21 protein-coding genes are annotated in these 21,010 nt (G+C 71.1%); 6 read left to right on the forward strand and 15 right to left on the reverse strand.

The genetic code is table 11. The features are described from left to right. Window positions 1–17: 17 nt before the first annotated feature. Window positions 18–1,457 (reverse strand): alkaline phosphatase PhoX, encoded by a 1,440-nt coding sequence (locus OHA65_RS10320; protein ID WP_329313158.1) that lies wholly within the window; start codon window positions 1,455–1,457, stop codon window positions 18–20. A gap of 248 nt (window positions 1,458–1,705) precedes the next feature. Then, window positions 1,706–3,178 carry a hypothetical protein gene (locus OHA65_RS10325; protein WP_329313160.1) on the reverse strand — a complete coding sequence of 491 codons (1,473 nt, stop codon included), beginning with the start codon at window positions 3,176–3,178 and terminating at the stop codon, window positions 1,706–1,708. A gap of 319 nt (window positions 3,179–3,497) precedes the next feature. Between OHA65_RS10325 and OHA65_RS10330 the strand changes: the two genes are divergently transcribed. The 3 genes from OHA65_RS10330 to OHA65_RS10340 all read left to right on the forward strand — a co-directional run bounded on the left by OHA65_RS10330 (window position 3,498) and on the right by OHA65_RS10340 (window position 6,281). Continuing rightward, the gene (locus OHA65_RS10330) at window positions 3,498–5,339 is read left to right on the forward strand and encodes an endonuclease/exonuclease/phosphatase family protein (RefSeq protein WP_329313163.1); all 1,842 of its coding nucleotides are present in this window, start codon (window positions 3,498–3,500) and stop codon (window positions 5,337–5,339) included. A gap of 99 nt (window positions 5,340–5,438) precedes the next feature. Continuing rightward, window positions 5,439–5,876, forward strand: a complete 438-nt coding sequence (locus OHA65_RS10335) for a GNAT family N-acetyltransferase (RefSeq protein WP_327282834.1) — start codon at window positions 5,439–5,441, stop codon at window positions 5,874–5,876. 150 nt (window positions 5,877–6,026) lie between these two features. After that, window positions 6,027–6,281, forward strand: a complete 255-nt coding sequence (locus OHA65_RS10340; RefSeq protein ID WP_327282835.1) for a hypothetical protein — start codon at window positions 6,027–6,029, stop codon at window positions 6,279–6,281. Window positions 6,282–6,513: 232 nt separating this feature from the next. Here OHA65_RS10340 and dapD read toward each other — a convergent pair whose 3' ends face one another. Continuing rightward, window positions 6,514–7,494 carry a 2,3,4,5-tetrahydropyridine-2,6-dicarboxylate N-succinyltransferase gene (gene dapD / locus OHA65_RS10345; RefSeq protein WP_327282836.1) on the reverse strand — a complete coding sequence of 327 codons (981 nt, stop codon included), beginning with the start codon at window positions 7,492–7,494 and terminating at the stop codon, window positions 6,514–6,516. 9 nt (window positions 7,495–7,503) lie between these two features. Further along, entirely contained in the window at window positions 7,504–8,778 is a 1,275-nt protein-coding gene (locus tag OHA65_RS10350; RefSeq protein ID WP_327285603.1) for an MFS transporter, read from the reverse strand. Window positions 8,779–8,882: 104 nt separating this feature from the next. On the opposite strand from OHA65_RS10350, the gene OHA65_RS10355 reads away from it, so the two are divergent. Then, the gene (locus OHA65_RS10355) at window positions 8,883–9,758 is read left to right on the forward strand and encodes a winged helix-turn-helix transcriptional regulator (RefSeq protein ID WP_327282837.1); all 876 of its coding nucleotides are present in this window, start codon (window positions 8,883–8,885) and stop codon (window positions 9,756–9,758) included. Between the two features lie 52 nt (window positions 9,759–9,810). Here the strand turns inward: OHA65_RS10355 and OHA65_RS10360 are convergent, their stop codons facing one another. The 11 genes from OHA65_RS10360 to OHA65_RS10410 form a co-directional block, all read right to left on the reverse strand. Beyond that, complete coding sequence (locus OHA65_RS10360; protein WP_371646519.1) at window positions 9,811–10,389, reverse strand: TetR/AcrR family transcriptional regulator; 579 nt, start codon at window positions 10,387–10,389, stop codon at window positions 9,811–9,813. Continuing rightward, complete coding sequence (locus OHA65_RS10365) at window positions 10,389–10,709, reverse strand: multidrug efflux SMR transporter (protein WP_327282839.1); 321 nt, start codon at window positions 10,707–10,709, stop codon at window positions 10,389–10,391. Before OHA65_RS10365 ends, OHA65_RS10360 begins: the two co-directional genes overlap by 1 nt. Window positions 10,710–10,771: 62 nt before the next feature. Continuing rightward, complete coding sequence (locus tag OHA65_RS10370) at window positions 10,772–12,142, reverse strand: DUF3616 domain-containing protein (RefSeq protein WP_329313168.1); 1,371 nt, start codon at window positions 12,140–12,142, stop codon at window positions 10,772–10,774. 209 nt (window positions 12,143–12,351) lie between these two features. Continuing rightward, window positions 12,352–12,699, reverse strand: coding sequence for a metal-sulfur cluster assembly factor (locus OHA65_RS10375; protein WP_053688648.1), 348 nt, complete (start codon window positions 12,697–12,699; stop codon window positions 12,352–12,354). Beyond that, on the reverse strand, window positions 12,696–13,160 hold the full coding sequence (sufU, locus tag OHA65_RS10380; RefSeq protein WP_030160391.1) for a Fe-S cluster assembly sulfur transfer protein SufU: 465 nt from the start codon (window positions 13,158–13,160) through the stop codon (window positions 12,696–12,698). Before sufU ends, OHA65_RS10375 begins: the two co-directional genes overlap by 4 nt. 16 nt (window positions 13,161–13,176) lie before the next feature. Next, the gene (locus OHA65_RS10385) at window positions 13,177–14,433 is read right to left on the reverse strand and encodes a cysteine desulfurase (RefSeq protein ID WP_030858993.1); all 1,257 of its coding nucleotides are present in this window, start codon (window positions 14,431–14,433) and stop codon (window positions 13,177–13,179) included. Then, window positions 14,430–15,194 (reverse strand): Fe-S cluster assembly ATPase SufC, encoded by a 765-nt coding sequence (gene sufC / locus OHA65_RS10390; RefSeq protein WP_327282841.1) that lies wholly within the window; start codon window positions 15,192–15,194, stop codon window positions 14,430–14,432. The genes OHA65_RS10385 and sufC overlap by 4 nt, the downstream gene beginning before the upstream one ends. A 7-nt stretch (window positions 15,195–15,201) precedes the next feature. Next, complete coding sequence (locus OHA65_RS10395; protein WP_053785806.1) at window positions 15,202–15,519, reverse strand: bifunctional 3-phenylpropionate/cinnamic acid dioxygenase ferredoxin subunit; 318 nt, start codon at window positions 15,517–15,519, stop codon at window positions 15,202–15,204. Then, window positions 15,519–16,697 (reverse strand): Fe-S cluster assembly protein SufD, encoded by a 1,179-nt coding sequence (gene sufD / locus OHA65_RS10400; RefSeq protein ID WP_327282842.1) that lies wholly within the window; start codon window positions 16,695–16,697, stop codon window positions 15,519–15,521. Before sufD ends, OHA65_RS10395 begins: the two co-directional genes overlap by 1 nt. A 78-nt stretch (window positions 16,698–16,775) precedes the next feature. Continuing rightward, a complete protein-coding gene (gene sufB / locus OHA65_RS10405; RefSeq protein ID WP_266630401.1) occupies window positions 16,776–18,191 on the reverse strand; it encodes a Fe-S cluster assembly protein SufB in 1,416 nt (471 codons plus the stop codon). Continuing rightward, window positions 18,188–18,931: a MarR family transcriptional regulator gene (locus OHA65_RS10410; RefSeq protein WP_327282843.1), complete on the reverse strand. Its 744-nt coding sequence runs from the start codon at window positions 18,929–18,931 to the stop codon at window positions 18,188–18,190. The genes sufB and OHA65_RS10410 overlap by 4 nt, the downstream gene beginning before the upstream one ends. Window positions 18,932–19,295: 364 nt before the next feature. Between OHA65_RS10410 and OHA65_RS10415 the strand changes: the two genes are divergently transcribed. Together OHA65_RS10415 and OHA65_RS10420 are read left to right on the forward strand one after the other, a co-directional pair. Then, entirely contained in the window at window positions 19,296–20,222 is a 927-nt protein-coding gene (locus OHA65_RS10415) for an ABC transporter ATP-binding protein (protein WP_328762365.1), read from the forward strand. After that, complete coding sequence (locus OHA65_RS10420; protein WP_405761767.1) at window positions 20,219–21,004, forward strand: ABC transporter permease; 786 nt, start codon at window positions 20,219–20,221, stop codon at window positions 21,002–21,004. Before OHA65_RS10415 ends, OHA65_RS10420 begins: the two co-directional genes overlap by 4 nt. The last annotated feature ends 6 nt before the right edge of the window (window positions 21,005–21,010 follow it).

Genomic DNA, 21,010 nt, shown 5'->3' on the forward strand with positions numbered 1-21,010 from the left:
GTACCGACCTCCGGGCATCAGTGTGCGCGCCGCCACGGACCGGTGATGGCCAGCATGATGCCGGGCTCCTGGATGTTGGCGTACAGCGTGCGCCCGTCCGGGGAGAAGCAGACCCCCGTGAACTCGGAGTACTCCGGCTCCTGCGCCGTCCCCAGGTTCAGCTCGTTGCGCGCCAGCGGGTACGTGCGCCCGGACTCGGTGGCGCCGAACAGGTGTTGCAGCCCGCTGCCGTCCTCGGCGATCACCAGGCCGCCGTACGGAGAGACCGTGATGTTGTCGGGGCCGTCGAAGGAACCGTCCTTGGCCGGGTCGGCGTTCACCCCGAGCACGACCGTCAACCGGATCGTGCGCCGCTTCGGGTCGTAGAACCACACCTGGCCGTCGTGGGCCGTGCCCGGGCTCTCCTCACGGGCGTACGAGGAGACGAAGTACGTGCCGCCGTCGGCCCACCACATGCCCTCCAGCTTGCGGGCACGGGTCACCGCGCCGTCCCCGAACTGCTTGCGCACGGACAGCGTCCGCGCATCGCGGTCCGGCACGGTCACCCAGTCGACGCCGTAGACCGTGCCGATGTCCGTCGCGCGCGAGAGGTCGTCCACGAACCGGCCCGCGCCGTCGAAGCACTTGGCGGCGGCCAGCACGCCGGCGTCGGCCGCGAGGGTACGGAGCTTGCCGCGCCCGTGGCGGAAGCCGCTCGGCGGGGTCCAGCGGTAGAGCAGCCCGTTGGGGCCGGAGGCGTCCTCGGTCAGGTAGGCGTGGCCCTGGCGCGGGTCGATGACCACTGCCTCGTGGGCGTACCGGCCGAAGGCCTTGATCGGCTTCGGGTCGCGGTTGGCGCGGCGGTCGTGCGGGTCGACCTCGAACACGTAACCGTGGTCCTTGGTCATCCCGTTCTTGCCGGCCAGGTCCTCGGTCTCCTCGCAGGTCAACCAGGTGTCCCAGGGGGTGGCTCCGCCCGCGCAGTTGGTGGACGTACCGGCGATGCCCACCCATTCGGCGACCTCGCCGCCGCGGCGGACCTCGACGACCGTGCAGCCGCCGGCCGCGGCCGGGTCGTAGACGAGGCCCTCGGTGAGCGGGACGGGGTGGGCCCAGGCCTCCCGCTTGCCCTTGAGCTCGTGGTTGTTGACGAGGAGGGTGACTCCGCGGTGGCCCTCGAAGGCGGCCGTGCCGTCGTGGTTGGACGGGGTGGACTCGCCGGAGTCGAGGCTGGTGACACCGCTGTGGGTGATCACGCGGTAGCTGAACCCGGCGGGGAGGGCGAGCAGTCCGGCCGGGTCCGACAGGAGCGGGCCGTATCCGGGCTCGCAGGGGCGGCCGTGCTCGTCGCGCAGGGTGCCGTCGTCGGCCGCCAGCGCTCCCGGGGCGGTGGCGAGGGCCCCGACCGTGCCGGTGAGCGCGACTCCCGCGCCGGCGATGACGGTGCGGGCGGTGAAGTCTCTACGGCTGAGCGGCATCGGGTCTCCAGGGGTGGGGAGGTGGTGCGCCTGTCGTGCGGTCGTCGGCGCTCACGCTCCCGCCCGCACGTGAACGGCGGCTGAACTGCCCGCGAAGGGGAGCGGCCCCCTTGCCGGTGGCCGGAATGACCAACTCCGGCTCAGCAACCACGCGTTCCGGACGTCCCCTCCCCGGCCCGCCCCGGCGTCGCGGCCACCGTGGTGCCGCCGTCGCCCCAGCCTCCCCCTCCGTCCCGCAGGTTCCCGGGTCAGGCGCGCCGCGAACGCGCCTTGAAGGCGGCCTTGCGGGCCTCCTTGGCGGCCTTCTTGTCCGGGTGCATCCGGCCCATCGCCTCCAGTACGTACGCCGTCGCCGGGTGCTCCACCCGCCAGACCTGGTCGAAGAACCCCGCGTGGTGGGCCGTCAGCGACTCCATCAGTAGCGGCAGTTCCTCCGTCTCCCCGTCCGCCACGAGCTGCGCCGCGATCGTGTCGACGGTCAGCCAGAACACCATGGCCCCGTCCGGCGCCGGTACGTCGGCCGCCCCGCGTTCGGTCAGCCAGACCCGGGCGAGCCCGCCGAGCTCCGGGTCGTCCAGCACCGCGCGGACCGCGGGCTCGGCTTCCGGACCGGCCGGCGCCAGGGCCTGCTGGCAGCGCAGCCTGCGCAGCGGGCCACCCTCGTCGGCGCCCCGGGCGGCGGCCAGCAGTTCGGTGACCGCGACGGGCAGTTCGCGGCCGGCGAGCCACTGCTCGATCTCGGCCTGGGCGGCGCCCTCGGGGTAGCCGGAGACGGCGTCGAGAAGGGCGTCCGCGCCCTTGTCGGCCAGTTCGCCGACGGCGGGGGCGGCGACCCCGGCCTCCAGCATGCGGGCTCGGATCCCGTACAGGCCGAGCGGGGTCAGCCGCACCATCCCGTACCGGGAGACGTCCTCGTCGTCGGCCGCGCCGGCCATCGGACCGGCCGCGAACTCCTCGTCGTCCGCCTCCGCCATCAGCGCCTCGTCGACGGGCCGGAACTCGACGAGCCCGATCGGCTCCAGCTGCCGGAACTGGTCGTCGAGGCGCATCATCGCGTCCGAGACCTGCTCCAGCACGGCGTCCGTCGGTTCGGCCATGTCCTCGGGGATGACCATCGAGGCGGCGAGCACGGGCAGCGGAATCGGCCCGTCCGAGGCTCCGTGTTCGGAGACGGAGAGCAGGTAGAGGTTGGCGAGGACCCCGTCGAGGAAGTCCGCCTCGCGGCCGGGGTTCCAGTCGAGCCGGTCGAAGTCGACCACGCCGCCCTCGTCCAACGCGTCGACGAGGGCGTCCAGATCGGGCACGGCGGCGTCCGCGAGCACGGTGTCCAGGGCCGCCAGCCACAGGTCGAGCACCTCGCCGGGCGCGCCGCCGACCACCAGGGCCAGGTCCTCTCCGGGCACGGCGGTACCGGACTCCTCCTCGGCGTCCTCGTCAGGTTCGGTCACGTCGACGAGGCCGGTGTCCACGGCCACCCGCCAGGCCTGGCTGGCGAGCGCGGGGCCCTCCTCGTCGGCCGCGTCGAGGCCGAGCGCGGCGGCGGCCTCGGTCAATTGCGCGGCGACGAGTTCGCCGCCGATGTCGACGCGGGTGTCCGGTCCGGCCCAGCGGGCCAGCCGTACGGCGCGGGCGAACAGCGGGGCGACGAGGGCGTCGCGGGCCAGTTCCGCATCGGAGGGCAGCCGTACCGGCGGCAGCGTGGGGTGCGGCTCTGCGGACATGGGGCGGTCTCCTCGCGGACGCGGTGGGGCGGCGGGCACGGCCCCCGTGGGGCGGCCGTCCGGCGCACCAGAGTAGACGCATTTCGGGCGCGCCCGGCGGACCATCTCCTTTGGTTCATCCCACAGTCAGCTGCCATATCCCCTGGAGACCTTGACAACTTCCCTGGTCACACAGGAAATTGACGCGCGTAGATCTATGGGGGACCGGCTGGATTCCCGAGGATCTCCTGCGGATCAGCCGTGGAACCCCCTTGCGAATCCGGCCAAAACCACGCATCACCCTCTCGCTTCCTTCTTCCACACACCGGAGTTCTTGACCATGCGCTCCTCGCATCCCCGTTCCGCCGCCGTCTCGGCGCTCGTCGCCACCGCCCTGGCCACCGGTCTGCTGGCGGGCACCGCCGACGCGACCGAAAGCGACGCGTCCGCCGATCCGGTACGCATCCACGACATCCAGGGCACCACCCGGATATCCCCGCTGGGCGGCAAGCAGGTCGCCGATGTCGCGGGCATCGTGACGGGCGTGCGCACCTACGGCTCGCGCGGCTTCTGGATGCAGGACCCGGACGCCGACGACAACGACGCGACCAGTGAGGGCATCTTCGTCTTCACCAGTTCCGTCCCGACCGTCGCCGTCGGCGACGCGGTCAAGGTCTCCGGTCTGGTCGGCGAGTACGTCCCCGGCGGCGTCTCCTCCGGCAACCAGTCGGTCACCCAGATCTCCAAGCCGGCCGTGACCGTGGTCTCCTCGGGCAACGCGCTGCCCGAGGCCACTGCGATCAACGAGTACAACGTGCCCGCCGAGTACGCCCCGGCGGGCGACCCGGCCGCCGCGAACGGCATCAACGGCCTGACGCTGGAGCCCTCGCGCTACGCGCTGGACTTCTACGAGTCCCTTGAGGGCATGAACGTGAAGATCGGCACCTCGCGGGTGGTCGGCGCCACCGACCCGCACGCGGAGATGTGGGTCACCGTGAAGGGCTGGGAGAACACCGCCAAGCGCGGCGGCACGCTCTACGGCTCGTACGAGTCCCAGAACACCGGCCGGCTCCAGGTCCAGCAGCTCGCGCCGCTGGCGCAGCAGCCCTTCCCGGTGGCGAACGTCGGCGACAAGCTGACCGGCACCACCGAGGGCCCGCTGGACTTCAACCAGTTCGGCGGCTACACCCTGGTGGCGCGCACCCTCGGCACGGTCAAGGCGGGCACCCTCGCCCCCGAGACGACCAAGGCCCAGTCGCCCGGCGAGCTCGCGGTGGCCACGTACAACGTGGAGAACCTCGACCCGACCGACCCGCAGGAGAAGTTCGACAACCTGGCGAAGGCGGTCGTCCAGAACCTGTCCTCGCCCGACATCGTCGCCCTGGAGGAGATCCAGGACAACAACGGCGCCAAGAACGACGGCACCGTCTCGGCCGAGGAGACCATCAAGAAGTTCACCGCGGCCATCGCGGCGGCGGGCGGCCCGGCCTATGAGTGGCGGACCATCAACCCCGAGAACAACAAGGACGGCGGCGAGCCCGGCGGCAACATCCGCCAGGTGTTCCTCTTCAACCCCGCCCGGGTCTCCTTCACCGACCGCGCGGCGGGCGACTCGCTGACCGCGACCGGCGTGTCCAAGGAGAACGGCAAGGCCGCCCTGACCCACTCCCCCGGCCGCATCGACCCGACGAACCCGGCGTGGGCCGACAGCCGCAAGCCGCTGGCCGGCGAGTTCGTCTTCCGCGGCCGCACGGTCTTCGTGATCGCCAACCACTTCGGCTCCAAGGGCGGCGACGAGGGCCTGACCTCGATCCACCAGCCGCCGGTCCGCTCCTCGGAGGCCAAGCGGCTGCTCCAGGCGCAGGCGGTGAACTCCTTCGTCAAGGAGATCCTCGCGGCCGACAAGAACGCGAACGTCCTCGCCCTCGGCGACATCAACGACTTCGAGTTCTCGGGCACCGCGAAGGCGCTGGAGGACGGCGGCGCGCTGTACTCGGCGATCAAGTCGCTGCCGAAGGCGGAGCGCTACTCGTACGTGTACCAGGGCAACGCGCAGGTGCTGGACCAGATCCTGACCAGCCCGGCGATCAAGAACTTCACGTACGACAGCGTGCACATCAACGCGGAGTTCTCGGCGCAGAACAGCGACCACGACCCGCAGGTGCTGCGCTTCCGCCCGTGATCGCGGGAGGGGCCTGAGCCGCAGGGCGCCCGGACGCCGCCTCCCCCGGCAACCGCCGGGAGGTACCCGCTTTCCGGGCCTCCTGCCACACTTGCGGTCATGATCTTCCGTCTGGCCACCCGCGAGGACCTGCCCGTCGTACTGGGCCTATTGGCGGACTCCGGCGAGGAGCGTGCCGAGGTCACCGGGGCGCACGAGCGGGCCTTCGCCGCCATCGAGGCGGACGCCCGCAACGAGATGCTGGTCCTCGTCGAGGACGGGACGGTACTGGGCTGCCTGCAGCTGACGTACGTCCCGGGCCTCGGCCAGGGCGGCCGGGAGCGGGCGCTGGTCGAAGCCGTACGCGTGCGCGCGGACCGGCGGGGCGGCGGGCTGGGCGCGGAGTTGATGCGGCTGGCGGTGGCACGGGCGCACGAGCGCGGCTGCGGCCTGGTCCAGCTGACCAGCAACAAGCAGCGGGCGGACGCCCACCGCTTCTACGAGCGGCTGGGCTTCGCCCGCAGCCACGAGGGCTTCAAGCTGCACCTGGAGCACTGAGCGCGGGCGCCTCATCGGGGATCCCGGAGGAGAAGTCGGGGACTTTCGCCCCTGGCGTGACGCTCGCCACATCATTACCCATTCGACCCGGGTTGTGGTGTTGAGTGTCCCCACGCTCGACCATGTCCCCCCGCGCCCCCGGAGGACCGTGTGTTCCCCTCGCTCTCCTTCGCCCAGGAAATCGGCCTCGCCTTCCTGCTCGCGGCCGCCGTCGTGTGGGTGCTCGGCCTCGGCCACATGCTGTGGGGCTCCCGCTTCCAGCGCCCGGAGCCCGGTGCGTACGAGGGCGTCGCGGTGATCCCGGCCCAGCGCGGCGCGGCCGCGCACCCGATGGAGTCGGTCGAACTGACCGAGGCGGAGGAGGAGGCCTTCGCGGGCCTGATCCGCACCCTCCCCCTCCGCTGACCCGCCCGCCCCGGCGACACCCTCCCCCGCTCGGGGCGGGAGGACGTCCCGGGGCCGGGAAACGCACAACGCCCTCACCACCCCAGTCGGGGCCGGTGAGGGCGTTGTGGCGTTCCGAGCGTTGTGGCGTCCGGAACGTGGCGCGACGCCGGGCCTGGTGACCTCCGGGGCCGGGCCCGGCCTGGCCGGGCCTGGCAGCCCCGGCCGCGGTCGGGGCCGCGGCCCGTGCGCGTCAGTTGTGGCTGTGGAGGACCTCGTTCAGGCCGCCCCAGACCGCGTTGTTCGGGCGGGCCTCGACCGTGCCGGTGACCGAGTTGCGGCGGAAGAGGATGTTGCTGGCGCCCGAGAGCTCCAGGGCCTTGACGATCTGGCCGTCCGGGAGGGTGACGCGGGTGCCCGCGGTGACGTACAGGCCCGCCTCGACGATGCACTCGTCGCCCAGCGCGATGCCGACGCCCGCCTCGGCGCCGATCAGGCAGCGCTCGCCGATCGAGATGATCTGCTTGCCGCCGCCCGAGAGGGTGCCCATCGTGGAGGCGCCGCCGCCGATGTCGGAGCCGTTGCCGATCACGACGCCCGCCGAAATGCGGCCCTCGATCATGGAGGTGCCGAGGGTGCCGGCGTTGAAGTTGACGAAGCCCTCGTGCATGACGGTGGTGCCCTCGGCGAGGTGCGCGCCGAGGCGGACCCGGTCCGCGTCGGCGATGCGCACGCCCTTGGGGGCGACGTAGTCCGTCATCCGCGGGAACTTGTCGATCGAGGTGACCTGGAGGTACAGGCCCTCGGCGCGCGCGTTCAGTCGTACGGCCTCCACCTGGTCGACGGCGACCGGGCCCAGCGAGGTCCAGGCGACGTTGGCCAGCAGCCCGAAGACGCCGTCCAGGCTCTGGCCGTGCGGCTTGACCAGACGGTGGCTGAGCAGGTGCAGGCGCAGGTACGCGTCGTGCGCGTCCAGCGGCTTGTCCTCCAGGGAGGAGATCACGGTGCGGACGGCTACGACCTCGACGTCGCGGACCGCGTCCAGGCGGATCGCCTTGGCCGCGGCGGCACCCAGGAGCTGCACGGCCTGGTCGGCGGTGAGGCGCTCGGTGCCGGCCGGGCCGGGCTCGGCGACCAGCTCGGGGGCGGGGAACCAGGTGTCGAGGACGGTGCCGTCGGCGGCGATGGTGGCAAGTCCGGCGGCGACGGCGCCGGTGGTACGCGTAGCAGTCATGCCCGAAACCTAACCGGCGACGACCCGAGGGTGCGAACCGGTCTCATGTGCCGGTCGCGCCGCGTGTCGCGCCCCGCGCCCACCCTCGCGCCCGCCCCCGCTCCGAGCCCCGCGCCCTGCCCCGCCCCGTGCCGCGTACAGCACCGCGGCGCCCGCGCCCACCGCCAGCGCCGCGCACAGCGGCCACAGCAGCCCGGGCGCGGCCGCGTACAGGGCTCCGCCCAGCGGCGGCCCGAGGACGACGCCGCTGACGGAGACCCCCGCGTACAGGCTCTGGAACCGCCCGATGGCATGCTCGGGCGCCTGGTCGGCGACGTACGCCGTGGCGGTGGTCTTGTAGAGGATCTCGCCGAGGCTGAGCAGCACCATCATGGTGGCGGCGCTCGCGACCCCGACCCCGACCAGCAGTGCGGCGTACCCGGCGCCGACGAGGACCAGGCCGGTACCGATGACCGGGAGCGGCGGCCGGGCGCGCAGTGCGACGGCGGCCGGCAGCTCCAGCAGCAGGATGACGGCGCCGTTGAGGGCGATCACGAAGCCGAAGGCACGGGTGTCGAGCCCGTGGTCGGCGAGGAAGACGGGGAAGGTGCCGTACTGCTGGCGGTAGACGAGGTCGGTCACCAGGATCGCGCCGAGCAGGACGAGCACGGCCGGGCGGGCCCGGAGTTCCTCCCACACGCCGCGGCCCAGACCCCCGTCCGGGGCCGCGGCGGTGCGTGGGGCGCCGCGGGCGGGGACGACCCGTGCGGTCCAGAGGGCGAAGAACAGGGTGCCGAGACCGTCGCCGACGAAGAGCCAGTCGTACGAGACCCCGGTCGCGATCAGGGCCCCGAGGGGCGGGCCGAGGGTGAAGCCGCCGTTGGAGACGCAGCGGACGACGGCGAAGGCCTGCCGGCGGGCCCCCTCGGGGACGGTGACGGCGACCAGCGCTGAGTTGGCGGCCCGGACCACGCCGGAGGCGTACTGGGCCAGCGGCAGGGCCGCGTAGAGCCCGGCGGTGGGCAGCAGCGGGAAGCACATCAGGGCGAGGCCGCCCGCGGTGGAGGCGGCGAGCAGCACCCGGCGGTGGCCGAAGCGGTCCCCGTACCAGCCGCCGGTGAAGTTCCCGGCGACGAGGCCGATGCCGCCGATGCCGGTGACCAGGCCCGCCTGGGCGGTGGAGAGGCCGCGCGGGCCGGTCAGGTACAGGAAGACGAAGACGAAGGTGAAGCTGACGACGGCGTTGACGAACACCCCGGCCGCCAGGAGCCACACCACTCTGGGCACGTCCTTGAAGCCCTGCACCACGCCGCCCACTCCCCCGCAGATCCCCTGGAACCAAGTAAGTTCCTTTTGGGAACGGACTATGTCAGCATGACAGCCTTGGGTCAACGGACAAAGGAGTGCCCATGGCCCAGCGCACACACCTCGACGACGCGGACTGCGCCATCGCCCAGGCCCTCGACGTGGTGGGCGACTGGTGGACGCTGCTCATCGTGCGCGACGCCGCGCGCGGCGTGCACCGCTTCGACGCGTTCCAACGCGAGCTGGGGATGTCCCGCAAGGTGCTGGCCGAGCGGCTGAAGCTGCTGGTCGAAGCCGGGGTGCTGACGCGCGAGCCGTACCAGGAACGCCCGGTGCGGCACGAGTACCGGTTGACCCCGCGCGGGCGGGGGCTGCTGCCGGTCCTGGTGGCCCTCCAGGACTGGGGAGACGCGTGGGTCCTGGGAGAGGGAGAGATGACGGCGACGACGCAGGAGGCCTCGCGGGAGGCGGAGCGGGTGCACGCGCTGCGCGGCACGCGACTGCCGGAGCTGGTAATGCCGGACCGGTTCGGGGAGGTCCGGGACCCCGTGGCGGACACGCCGTTCACGGTCCTTTACTGCTTCCCCGGGGCGTACGCCAGGGCCGAGTCCTACCCGCCGGGGTGGGCCGGGATCCCGGGGGCGAAGGGCTGCACGTTCGAGTCGTGCACGTACCGGGACCAGCTGGCGCAGTTCACGGCGGCGGGGGCGACGGTGCACGGGGTGTCGACCCAGCGGCCCGACGAGCAGCGCGAGTTCGCCGAGGCGGAGGGGTTGCGGTTCCCGCTGCTGTCGGACGCGGACCTCACGCTGACGGCGGCGCTGCGGCTGCCGACCTTCCGGGCGGCGGGGGTGAGCCGGCTGAAGCGGTTGACGCTGGTGGTGGACCGTGAGCGCACGGTGCGCGAGGTGATCTACCCGATCCGGGACATCGAGGCGAGCGTCACCGCTGCGCTGGCCGCGGTCCGGTCCACCGGCTAGCAGCCGGGCACTGCGGCCCGGCATAGCCGGCAGGCCCGGCAGAGCCCGGCGGTCATGCGCCGACGGGCCGGGCGGGGGCGTCGGTACCGGCCGCGCCCGACAGGACCCGGGTCAGCAGCTCCCTCGTGTACGCCTCGTCGTACTCGGTGTCCGTCAGGAGCACCTGGAGGCTGATGCCGTCCATCACGGCCACCAGCGCCCGCGCGGTCCGCGGGTCCACCCTGCGGGCCAGGGCCGCCGACACGGACTCCGTCCACTCCGCGGCCACCGGGCGCAGTGCCGGGCGCCGCAGGGCCGCCAGGTACAGCTCGTACTCCAGCTCCGCCCGGGCCCGGTCGGCCGTCAGGAACGTCCCCAGCAGCCGAGCCAGCGCCCCGGCCAGGTCCGGGTCGTCGGTGTCCGGCAGCGGCGCGAGGCCCTCGTTCACCTGGCGCAGCGCCGCGATCAGCAGGTCGTCCAGCGTCTTGAAGTGGTACGTGGTCGAGCCCAGCGGGACGTCCGCCTCCGCCGCCACGCTGCGGTGGCTCAGCCCCGCGATGCCCTTGGCTCCCACCACCCGGATCGCCGCGTCGATGATCCGCTGGCGCCGCTGGGGGTCGTACCTGCGCCCGCCGCCGGTCGCGGCCGGCATCAGTGCGCCCCGCCCAGGTTCAGCAGCACCACGCCGCCGATGACCAGGGCGATCCCGGCGATCTTCGCCGCGGTGGCGGCCTCGCCCATGAACACCATGCCGATCGCGGCGATGGCGGCGGTGCCGGCCCCGGCCCAGATCGCGTAGGCCGTGCCCACCGACATCGACTTCAGCGTCTGCGCGAGCAGCGCGAAGGCGATGACGTAGCCGACCAGGGTGCCCAGCGACGGCCACAGCCTCGTGAAGCCGTCGCTGATCTTCATGGCGGTGGTCCCGGCCACCTCGGCGGCGATGGCCGCGGCAAGCAGTACGTAGGGCATGCGTACGAGGGTACACATCGATGTGTACCCCCGTACGCAACAGCCGGGTCAGCCGGAAGGGGTCAGTTCAGCGTGAACCAGGCCGCCCGCGACTTCTTGAACTCCGGGTGCGTCAGGTCCTTGGCCTCGATCCCGTCCCCGTACAGGTCCGCGGAACCGCTGTCCGTGATCAGCTGGACCCGCGCCCCCGCCACCGACAGGTCCGGCACGTCCACGATGGCCTCCCAGCCGCCCGGGTCCGTCGTCGGCAGGTCGGCCCGCTTGACCGGGGCGTGGCCCGCGACGCCGTCCCACTGGTAGAGCGCGTACGGGTCCGAGTTGTCGTCCGCGGCCCAGGAGCCGGCCAGGATCAGGTACTGGTCCGCCGCGTTCTTGCGGATGTCGCGGATCGACAGCCCGCCGAGGTCGAGCTCGATGCCCGCCCCGAAGGTGGCCTTGGCCCCGCTGGAGAGGACCTTGTCGAAGTTGGTCACCGGTACGATCAGCGCCTTGCCGCCCGGCACCGCCGGGGCCAGCGGGGCGCGGAAGCCCAGGTAGGCGGTGGTGGTCGAGCCCGGGGCGAACTCCAGGCCCTCCACGTTGAAGCCGTCGATCTGCTTGGGCGCCTGGCCCGCCGCGGTGCCGGCGGCGAAGCCGTAGCGGTTGCCGTTCTCCGTGTCCCAGGCCACCAGGTCGTCGCGGAGCTTCTTGTACGAGCGTCCGTACGCGAGCTGCGTGGCCGACCCGGAGCCGTTCAGCGTGGTGGTGAACACCGTGTTCCGGGGCGCCTTGTACTCGCCGTCCTTGTTGTTGCCGAGCGAGCCCGTCCAGTAGATGGTGTTGCCGATCAGGGTCGCCCCCTCGATGTCCACCTCCTTGGTGACGCCGAGCTGCGAGCTGAAGTCCCAGGTCCGGACCGGGGCGGCCGAGCGGGAGCGGTCGTACAGGCGCAGCACGTTGTTCTCGTCGTCGGCGACGACGGTGTAACCGCCGCCGACGTCCACGGCGGCCGAGGAGTCCGAGGCGCCGGAGAAGTAGCGGGCGTCGGCCGGGTTCTGCACGGCGGCCGAGGCGGCGTAGGACAGGGTCTTGGTGGCGCTCTTGCCGCCCAGCCCCGCCACCTTGACCGTGAGGCTCGTGTAGCCGCGGCCGCGCGCGGTGACGGCCAGCTGGCGCACCGCCCCGGCCCCGGTGACGGTCACGTCGCCGGTCCCGGCGACCGAGGCCTTGCTCGACGCGGACGCGCTGACCGTCAGCGCGGACACGTCGGCGCCACTCTGCCCCACGGTCACGTTCACCACCGGGTCCCCGACCGCGCCGACGGCGCCGGACAGGTACGACGCGGACAGGCTGATGGTCGGCGTCCCGTACGTCACCGCCTGGGCGGGCACGACCGTGACCGTCCCGGCGACGACCAGCGCCGCGATCCCTGCGATACCAAGCTGCTTCTTCATCGGTGTCCCCACGAGTCGGGCCGAGCGCGATCCACGCGTCACGCCGTCACGGCCGTCGAGCAGGTTCGGCCACCGTGGCCAACTTCCGGTGCACTTCAAGGGTCCGCCGGACGAACACGCAGGGCTCGTCGGAAGCCGTGGAGCTCCCGCCGGAAAAACGCGAAGGGCCCCCGGCACGATGCCGGGGGCCCTTCCTGGAGCGATACGGCTCAGACGTTGAAGCCGAGCGCGCGCAGCTGCTCGCGACCGTCGTCCGTGATCTTGTCCGGGCCCCACGGGGGCATCCAGACCCAATTGATGCGGAGCTCGTTGACGATGCCGTCCGTAGCCGACTTCGCCTGGTCCTCGATGACGTCCGTCAGCGGGCAGGCCGCCGAGGTCAGCGTCATGTCGAGGGTGGCGATGTTCGCGTCGTCGATGTGGATGCCGTAGATCAGGCCCAGGTTGACGACGTCGATGCCCAGCTCGGGGTCGACCACGTCGTAGAGGGCCTCGCGGACCTCCTCCTCGGTGGCCGGCTTGATCGACGCCTCGGGGGGCGTCGCGTTCTCGGTCATGCCGTCTTCCTCTCCGCGGCGTCACCCAGTGCTTGGGCGGTCGCGTCCTTCCAGGCCATCCAGCTCAGCAGAGCACACTTCACGCGGGCCGGGTACTTGGAGACGCCGACGAACGCGACCGCGTCCTCCAGCACCTCCTCCATGGCCTCGTCGGGCTCGATCTTGCCCTTCGACTGCATCATCTCCAGGAACACGCCCTGGATCTTCTGCGCCTCGGCCAGCTCCTTGCCGACGAGCAGCTCGTTCAGCACGGACGCGCTGGCCTGGCTGATGGAGCAGCCCTGGCCCTCGTACGAGACGTCGGTCAGCGTCTCGCCGTCGTACTTCACGCGCAGCGTGATCTCGTCGCCGCACGTCGGGTTGACGTGGTGCACCTCGGCGTCGCCGTCGCGCAGGCCACGCCCGTGCGGGTGCTTGTAGTGGTCCAGGATCAGTTCCTGGTACATCGAATCCAGCTTCACTGCGTCGCCCTCGTCGTCAGCCGAAGAAGTTCCGTACGTGCTCCAGCCCGTCGATCAGTGCGTCGACGTCGGCCGGAGAGGAGTACAGGTAGAAAGACGCTCGCGTGGTCGCGGGAATTCCGTAGCGCAGGCAGACCGGGCGTGCGCAGTGGTGTCCCACGCGGACCGCGATGCCCTGCTCGTCCAGGACCTGGCCGACATCGTGGGGGTGGATGTCACCGAGCGTGAAGGAGATCGCGGCGCCGCGGTCCTCGGCCGTGGTGGGGCCGATGATCCGCAGGTCGGGGACCTCCAGGAGGCGCTTGACCGCATACTCGGTGATCGCGTGCTCGTGCGCGGCGATCTTGTCCATGCCGATCGCGGTGAGGTAGTCCACGGCCGCGCCGAGGCCGACGGCCTGGGCGATCGGGGGCGTACCCGCCTCGAACTTGTGGGGCGCCGGGGCGTACGTCGAGGCGTGCATCGACACGGTCTCGATCATCTCGCCGCCGCCGAGGAACGGGGGCAGGTCCTCCAGGAGCTCCTGGCGGCCCCAGAGCACGCCGATGCCGGTCGGGCCGCACATCTTGTGGCCGGTGAAGGCCACGAAGTCGGCGCCGAGCGCCTGGACGTCCAGCGGCATGTGCGGAGCGGCCTGCGAGGCGTCGATCAGCACCAGCGCGCCGACCTCCTGCGCGCGCCGGACGATCGCCTCGACCGGGTTGATCGTGCCCATGATGTTGGAGACCAGCGTGAAGGAGACGATCTTCGTCTTCTCCGTGATGACCTCTTCGATGTTGGACAGGTCGAGCCGGCCGTCGTCGGTCAGGCCGAACCACTTCAGCTTCGCGCCGGTGCGCTGCGAGAGCAGCTGCCACGGAACGATGTTGGAGTGGTGCTCCATCTCCGTGATGGCGATCTCGGTCTCGCGGTCGACCCGGTAGGGCTCGTCCGCCCAACCGAGCATGTTCGCGACCAGGTTGAGCGACTCCGAGGCGTTCTTGGTGAAGATCACCTCGTCGCGGCTCGGCGCGTTGATGAAGGCGGCGACCTTGTCGCGGGCGCCCTCGTACAGCGCCGTGGCCTCCTCGGCGAGCACGTGCACGCCGCGGTGGACGTTGGCGTTGTGCTGCTCGTAGTACTCGTTCAGCGCGTCGAGCACCTGGCGCGGCTTCTGCGAGGTCGCAGCGTTGTCCAGGTAAACGATCTTCTTCCCGTCGTGGACCACGCGATCCAGAAGGGGGAAGTCCTTGCGGATCGCCTCGATGTCGAGGAGGCCAGGCAGCTGTGTCACGCGGTTGCGCCACCCTTCACGTACTTGTCGTAGCCCTCGGCCTCCAGCTGGTCCGCCAGCTCGGCGCCACCGGACTCGGCGATGCGGCCGTTCGCGAACACGTGCACGAAGTCGGGCTTGATGTAGCGCAGGATGCGCGTGTAGTGGGTGATCAGCAGCGTGCCGACCTCACCGGACTCACGGACGCGGTTGACACCCTCGGAGACGATGCGCAGGGCGTCGACGTCGAGGCCGGAGTCGGTCTCGTCGAGGATCGCGATCTTCGGCTTGAGGAGCTCCAGCTGGAGGATCTCGTGGCGCTTCTTCTCACCGCCGGAGAAGCCCTCGTTGACGTTGCGCTCGGCGAAGGCCGGGTCCATCTGGAGCTGCTCCATCGCGGACTTGACCTCCTTCACCCAGGTGCGCAGCTTCGGCGCCTCGCCGCGGATGGCGGTGGCGGAGGTGCGCAGGAAGTTGGAGACCGAGACACCGGGGACCTCGACCGGGTACTGCATGGCGAGGAAGACGCCGGCGCGGGCGCGCTCGTCGACGGACATCTCCAGGACGTCCTCGCCGTCGAGGGTCACGGTGCCACCGGTGATGGTGTACTTGGGGTGACCGGCGAGCGAGTACGCCAGGGTGGACTTGCCGGAGCCGTTGGGGCCCATGATGGCGTGCGTCTCACCCTGCTTGACGGTGAGGTCGACGCCCTTGAGGATCTCGCGGGCGCCGTTCTCGGCCTCGACGGAGACGTGCAGGTCGTGGATTTCAAGCGTTGCCATGGATGCCTCAGGACTCCTGGGTGAGGGAGACGAGCACGTCGTCCCCTTCGATCTTTACGGGGTATACGGGAACGGGGCGGGTCGCGGGCAGACCGGACGGCTTGCCGGTGCGCAGGTCGAACGAGGACCCGTGCAGCCAGCACTCGATCATGCAGTCCTCGACCTCGCCCTCCGAGAGCGAGACGTTCGCGTGCGAGCAGATGTCGTTGATCGCGAACACCTCCCCCTCGGTGGAGACGATGGACACCGGCGTGCCGTCGAGTTCCACCCGCTTGGGGGTGTTCTCCTCCAGCTCACTCAGCGCACAGGCCTTGACGTAGGTCATCAGACGGACGCCTCAAGCTCGGTCTCGATCTTGGTGAGGAGGCGCTCCTCGATGTCCGGGACACCGATCTGCTGGACGAGCTCGGCGAAGAAGCCGCGCACGACCAGGCGTCGGGCCTCGTCGGCCGGGATGCCGCGGGCCTGGAGGTAGAAGAGCTGCTCGTCGTCGAAGCGGCCGGTCGCGGAGGCGTGGCCGGCGCCGACGATCTCGCCGGTCTCGATCTCCAGGTTCGGCACCGAGTCGACCCGCGCGCCGTCCGTGAGGACGAGGTTGCGGTTCATCTCGTAGGTGTCGGTGCCCTCGGCGCTCTTCTCGATGAGGACGTCACCGATCCACACGGCGTGGGCGCCTTCGCCCTGCAGCGCACCCTTGTAGACCACGTGGGACTTGCAGTGCGGGGCGTCGTGCGTGACCAGGAGGCGGTGCTCCTGGTGCTGGTCGGCGTCCGTGAAGTACAGGCCGAGGAGCTCGGCCTCGCCGCCGGGGCCCGCGTAGCTGATCCGCGGGTGCAGACGAACGACGTCGCCGCCGAAGGTGACGACGATCGACTTGAAGGTCGCGTCGCGGCCGACCAGCGTGTTGTGCTGGGAGCAGTGGACGGCGGTGTCGTCCCAGTCCTGCACGGACACGACGGTGAGCTTGGCGCCGTCGCCGACGAGGAAGTCGACGTTGGCGGCGCGCACGCCGTCACCGGTGTGGTCGATGACGATGACGGCCTCGGCGAAGGCCTGTACGTCGAAGACCGTGTGCCCGAAGGTGGTGCCGCCCTCGCCGTGCAGCGAGACGCGCACCGGCTCGGTCAGGACGGTCTCCTTGGGCACGGTGACGACCGTGGCCTTGGCGAAGGACGAGAACGCCTGGGCGGCGATCCGGTCCACCGGGGTGCCGGCCTTACCGATGCGCGCGTCGTCGCGCTCCACCGACTCGACGGTGACGCCCTCGGGCGCGTCGATCTGGGCCTTCATGGTGCCGTTGGCGACCGCGGTGCCGTCGTGCAGACCGCGCAGGCGCGCCAGCGGGGTGAACCGCCACTCCTCCTCGCGGCCGTGGGGGACGGGGAAGTCCGCCACGTCGAAGGACGGGGGTGCGCTCATCCGGGTGGCGACGGTGGACTCGGCGGCCACCGCGATCGCGCCGGCGGTGGTCGAACCCGCCGGGATGTTCTGAGCCTCAGCCATGGCTGTCGTCTTGCTCGCTCTCTTAAAAGAACACGGTCTACGTCATTGAGGTGCTGCGGAGGTGCGGGGCGGTCGGGACTAGCCGACCGAGCCCTCCATCTGCAGCTCGATCAGCCGGTTGAGCTCCAGGGCGTACTCCATGGGCAGCTCGCGCGCGATGGGCTCGACGAAGCCGCGCACGATCATGGCCATGGCCTCGAACTCCGTCAGACCGCGGCTCATCAGGTAGAAGAGCTGGTCGTCGGAGACCTTGGAGACCGTGGCCTCGTGGCCCATGGAGACGTCGTCCTCTCGGACGTCCACGTACGGGTACGTGTCCGAGCGGGAGATCGTGTCGACCAGGAGCGCGTCGCAGAGCACGTTCGACTTGGAGCCGTGGGCGCCCTCGCCGATCTCGACCAGGCCGCGGTACGAGGTGCGGCCGCCGCCCCGCGCCACCGACTTGGAGACGATGTTGGAGGAGGTGTTCGGCGCCATGTGGACCATCTTGGAGCCGGCGTCCTGGTGCTGGCCCTCGCCCGCGAAGGCGATGGACAGGGTCTCGCCCTTGGCGTGCTCGCCCATCAGGTAGACGGCCGGGTACTTCATGGTGACCTTGGAACCGATGTTGCCGTCGATCCACTCCATGGTCGCGCCCTCGTACGCCACGGCGCGCTTGGTGACCAGGTTGTAGACGTTGTTCGACCAGTTCTGGATCGTCGTGTAGCGGCAGCGGCCGCCCTTCTTCACGATGATCTCGACCACGGCGCTGTGCAGCGAGTCCGAGGAGTAGATCGGGGCGGTGCAGCCCTCGACGTAGTGGACGTACGCGTCCTCGTCGACGATGATCAGCGTCCGCTCGAACTGGCCCATGTTCTCCGTGTTGATGCGGAAGTAGGCCTGGAGCGGGATGTCGACCTTGACGCCCTTGGGCACGTAGATGAACGAGCCGCCCGACCACACGGCGGTGTTCAGCGACGCGAACTTGTTGTCGCCGACCGGGATGACCGTGCCGAAGTACTCCTGGAAGAGCTCCGGGTGCTCCTTGAGCGCGGTGTCCGTGTCGAGGAAGATGACGCCCTGCTCCTCCAGGTCCTCGCGGATCTGGTGGTAGACGACCTCGGACTCGTACTGGGCGGCGACACCCGCGACGAGGCGCTGCTTCTCCGCCTCCGGGATGCCGAGCTTGTCGTACGTGTTCTTGATGTCCTCCGGCAGGTCCTCCCACGAAGCAGCCTGCTTCTCGGTCGAACGCACGAAGTACTTGATGTTGTTGAAGTCGATGCCGGAGAGGTCGGAGCCCCAGGTCGGCATGGGCTTCTTGCCGAAGAGCTTGAGGCCCTTGAGTCGGAGCTTCAGCATCCACTCCGGCTCGTTCTTCTTGGCCGAGATGTCGCGTACGACGTCCTCGGACAGACCCCGCTTGGCAGCGGCGCCGGCCGCGTCGGAGTCGGCCCAGCCATATTCGTAGGTGCCCAGGCCATCGAGCTCAGGGTGAGCAGTCTCCGTGGTCATGCGGGGTTCCTCCCGGCCGTACTTGCAGATGCAGATGTGTTGGTCTGTGCGGTGCCCGCGCCTCGTGGGATGAACGTGGTGCACACCCCGTCGCCGTGGGCGATCGTGGCGAGGCGCTGCACATGCGTCCCGAGCAGGCGGGAGAAGACCTCGGTCTCCGCCTCGCAGAGCTGCGGGAACTGCTCGGCGACATGGGCGACCGGGCAGTGGTGCTGGCAGAGCTGTTCACCGCTGTGCGGACCGGGAGCGCCCTTCGCCGTAGCAGCGTACCCGTCGGCGGTCAACGCCTTGGCAAGGGCCTCGGTGCGCTCCGCGGGGGCGGCGGCGTCCAGGCTTTCCCGGTAGGTCTCGGCCTGTGCGTCCATCCGCGCCCTGGCGAAGGCGGCGACGGCCGCCTCCCCCTGCTCGCCTCCGCCGGCGGCCTGCGCGATCCAGCGCAGTGCGTCCGCGGCGAGGGAGTCGTAGGACTGGTCGAACGCGTCGCGGCCGCAGTCGGTCAGCGCGAAGACCTTGGCGGGCCGGCCCCGGGTGCGCGTCCCGTAGACGCGCTGCTCACGGGGCTCGACCACGTCGTCGGCGACGAGCGTGTCGAGGTGGCGGCGGACGGCGGCCTGGGTGAGGCCGAGACGCGCGGCGAGGTCGGCGACGGTGGACGGACCGTGGTCCAGGATGGACCGCGCGACCCGGTTGCGGGTTGACCGCTCCCCGGTAGCGAGTTCCCCCTGGGGGGTCTCGATCATCCGTTCGCCGTATTTCACAACGCCATTGTTGCGTAATTAGTCGAGCCCCGACAAGCCGTGACCGAGACCACGCCAGGTGGCCTCTATCACTAAGGGTTACCTAATTTGTCGACGCAGAGTTATTCGGAAGCCAATGCTCCGCCATCCCCCGGGACCCCTGTGGTGACCCCGCACAGGGCTCCCACCAGCGATCCTCCGCCGATGGGGGACGGCGGCACGGTGAACGTCGAAATTCCGAAAAGATCACCGAAACCGACCGGGCCGTCCGGACCGCACTCCGGAAAAACTCATGGCCGCCCAGGACCGAAAGGGGCTTCCACCCCAGCGCCCGGAACCCCCTCCCCGGCTCCGTAGACTCACCCGCATGAGCAACGACCCCGCCGTGGAGATCCGCGGACTGGTGAAGCGGTACGGCCCCAAAACAGCGGTGGACGGGCTGGACCTCACCGTCCGCAAGGCTTCGGTCACCGCCGTACTCGGTCCCAACGGCGCGGGCAAGACGACCACCGTGGAGACCTGCGAGGGCTACTGCCGCCCCGACGCCGGCACCGTCCGCGTCCTCGGCCTCGACCCGATCGCCCAGGCCGAGGCCCTGCGCCCCCGGATCGGCGTGATGCTCCAGTCCGGCGGGGTCTACTCCGGCGCCCGCGCCGTCGAGATGCTGCGCCACATGGCCAAGCTGTACGCCGACCCCCTCGACGTGGACGTCCTGGTGGAACGGCTCGGGCTGGGCGGCTGCGGCCGCACCGCCTACCGCCGCCTCTCTGGCGGCCAGCAGCAGCGCCTGGCCCTGGCCATGGCCGTGGTCGGCCGCCCCGAGCTGGTCTTCCTGGACGAGCCGACCGCAGGTCTGGACCCCCAGGCCCGCCGGGCGACCTGGGACCTCGTACGGGAACTGCGTGCCGACGGGGTCGCCGTCGTCCTCACCACCCACCACATGGACGAGGCCGAGCAGCTCGCGGACGAGGTCGCCATCGTCGACGCCGGCCGGGTCATCGCCCACGGCAGCCCCGAGCAGCTGTGCCGCGGCGGCGCCGAGAACACCCTGCGCTTCACCGGCCGGCCCGCCCTCGACCTCGGCTCGCTGCTCAAGGCGCTGCCCGACGGCACCGAGGCCGCCGAGCTCAGCGCGGGCGCCTACCGGGTCACCGGCTCGGTGGACCCGCAGCTGCTGGCCACCGTCGCCTCCTGGTGCGCCCAGCACGGGGTGATGCCGAGCAGCCTCTCGGTGGAGCGGCACACCCTCGAAGACGTCTTTCTGGAGCTCACAGGCAAGGAGCTGCGCGCATGAGCGCCGGTACGTTCACCCCCAACCCGGGGGCCGCGCCCGTGTCCCGCATGATCCTGGCGCAGGCGGGGCTGGAGACCCGGATGCTGCTGCGCAACGGGGAGCAGCTGCTGCTGACCGTGATCATCCCGGCGCTGCTGCTGGTGCTGTTCTCCGCCGTCGACATCGTCACCGTGCCCGTCCAAGAGGGGGGCGGCACGGGGAACTCCGTGGACTTCCTCGCGCCCGGCGTCCTGGCGCTCGCCGTGATGTCCACCGCCTTCACCGGGCAGGCGATCGCCACCGGCTTCGACCGCCGCTACGGGGTCCTCAAGCGGCTCGGCGCCTCGCCGCTGCCGCGGTGGGCGCTGATGGCCGCGAAGACGCTGTCCGTGCTGGCCACCGAGGTGCTCCAGATCGCGCTGCTGACGGCGATCGCCTTCGCGCTGGGCTGGTCCCCGCACGGGAACCCGCTGTCGGCCGCCGCCCTGGTCCTGCTCGGCACCGCCGCGTTCTCCGGGCTCGGCCTGCTGATGGCGGGCACCCTGCGGGCCGAGGCCACGCTGGCCGCCGCCAACCTGGTGTTCCTGCTGCTGCTGGTCGGCGGCGGGGTGATCGTGCCGATGGAGAAGTTCCCCGGCGCCGTGCAGTCCGCCTTGGGGCTGCTGCCGATCTCGGCGCTTTCCCACGGCCTGCGCGAGGTGCTGCAACACGGGGCCGCGCTGCCGTGGGGGGACGTGGCCGTACTCGCCGCATGGGCCGTCCTCGGGCTGGGCGCCGCCGCGAAGCTCTTCCGCTGGGAGTGAATCGCC

It is taken from the genome of Streptomyces sp. NBC_00045, assembly GCF_045041095.1.
In the GTDB taxonomy this organism is placed as follows: Bacteria; Actinomycetota; Actinomycetes; order Streptomycetales; family Streptomycetaceae; genus Streptomyces.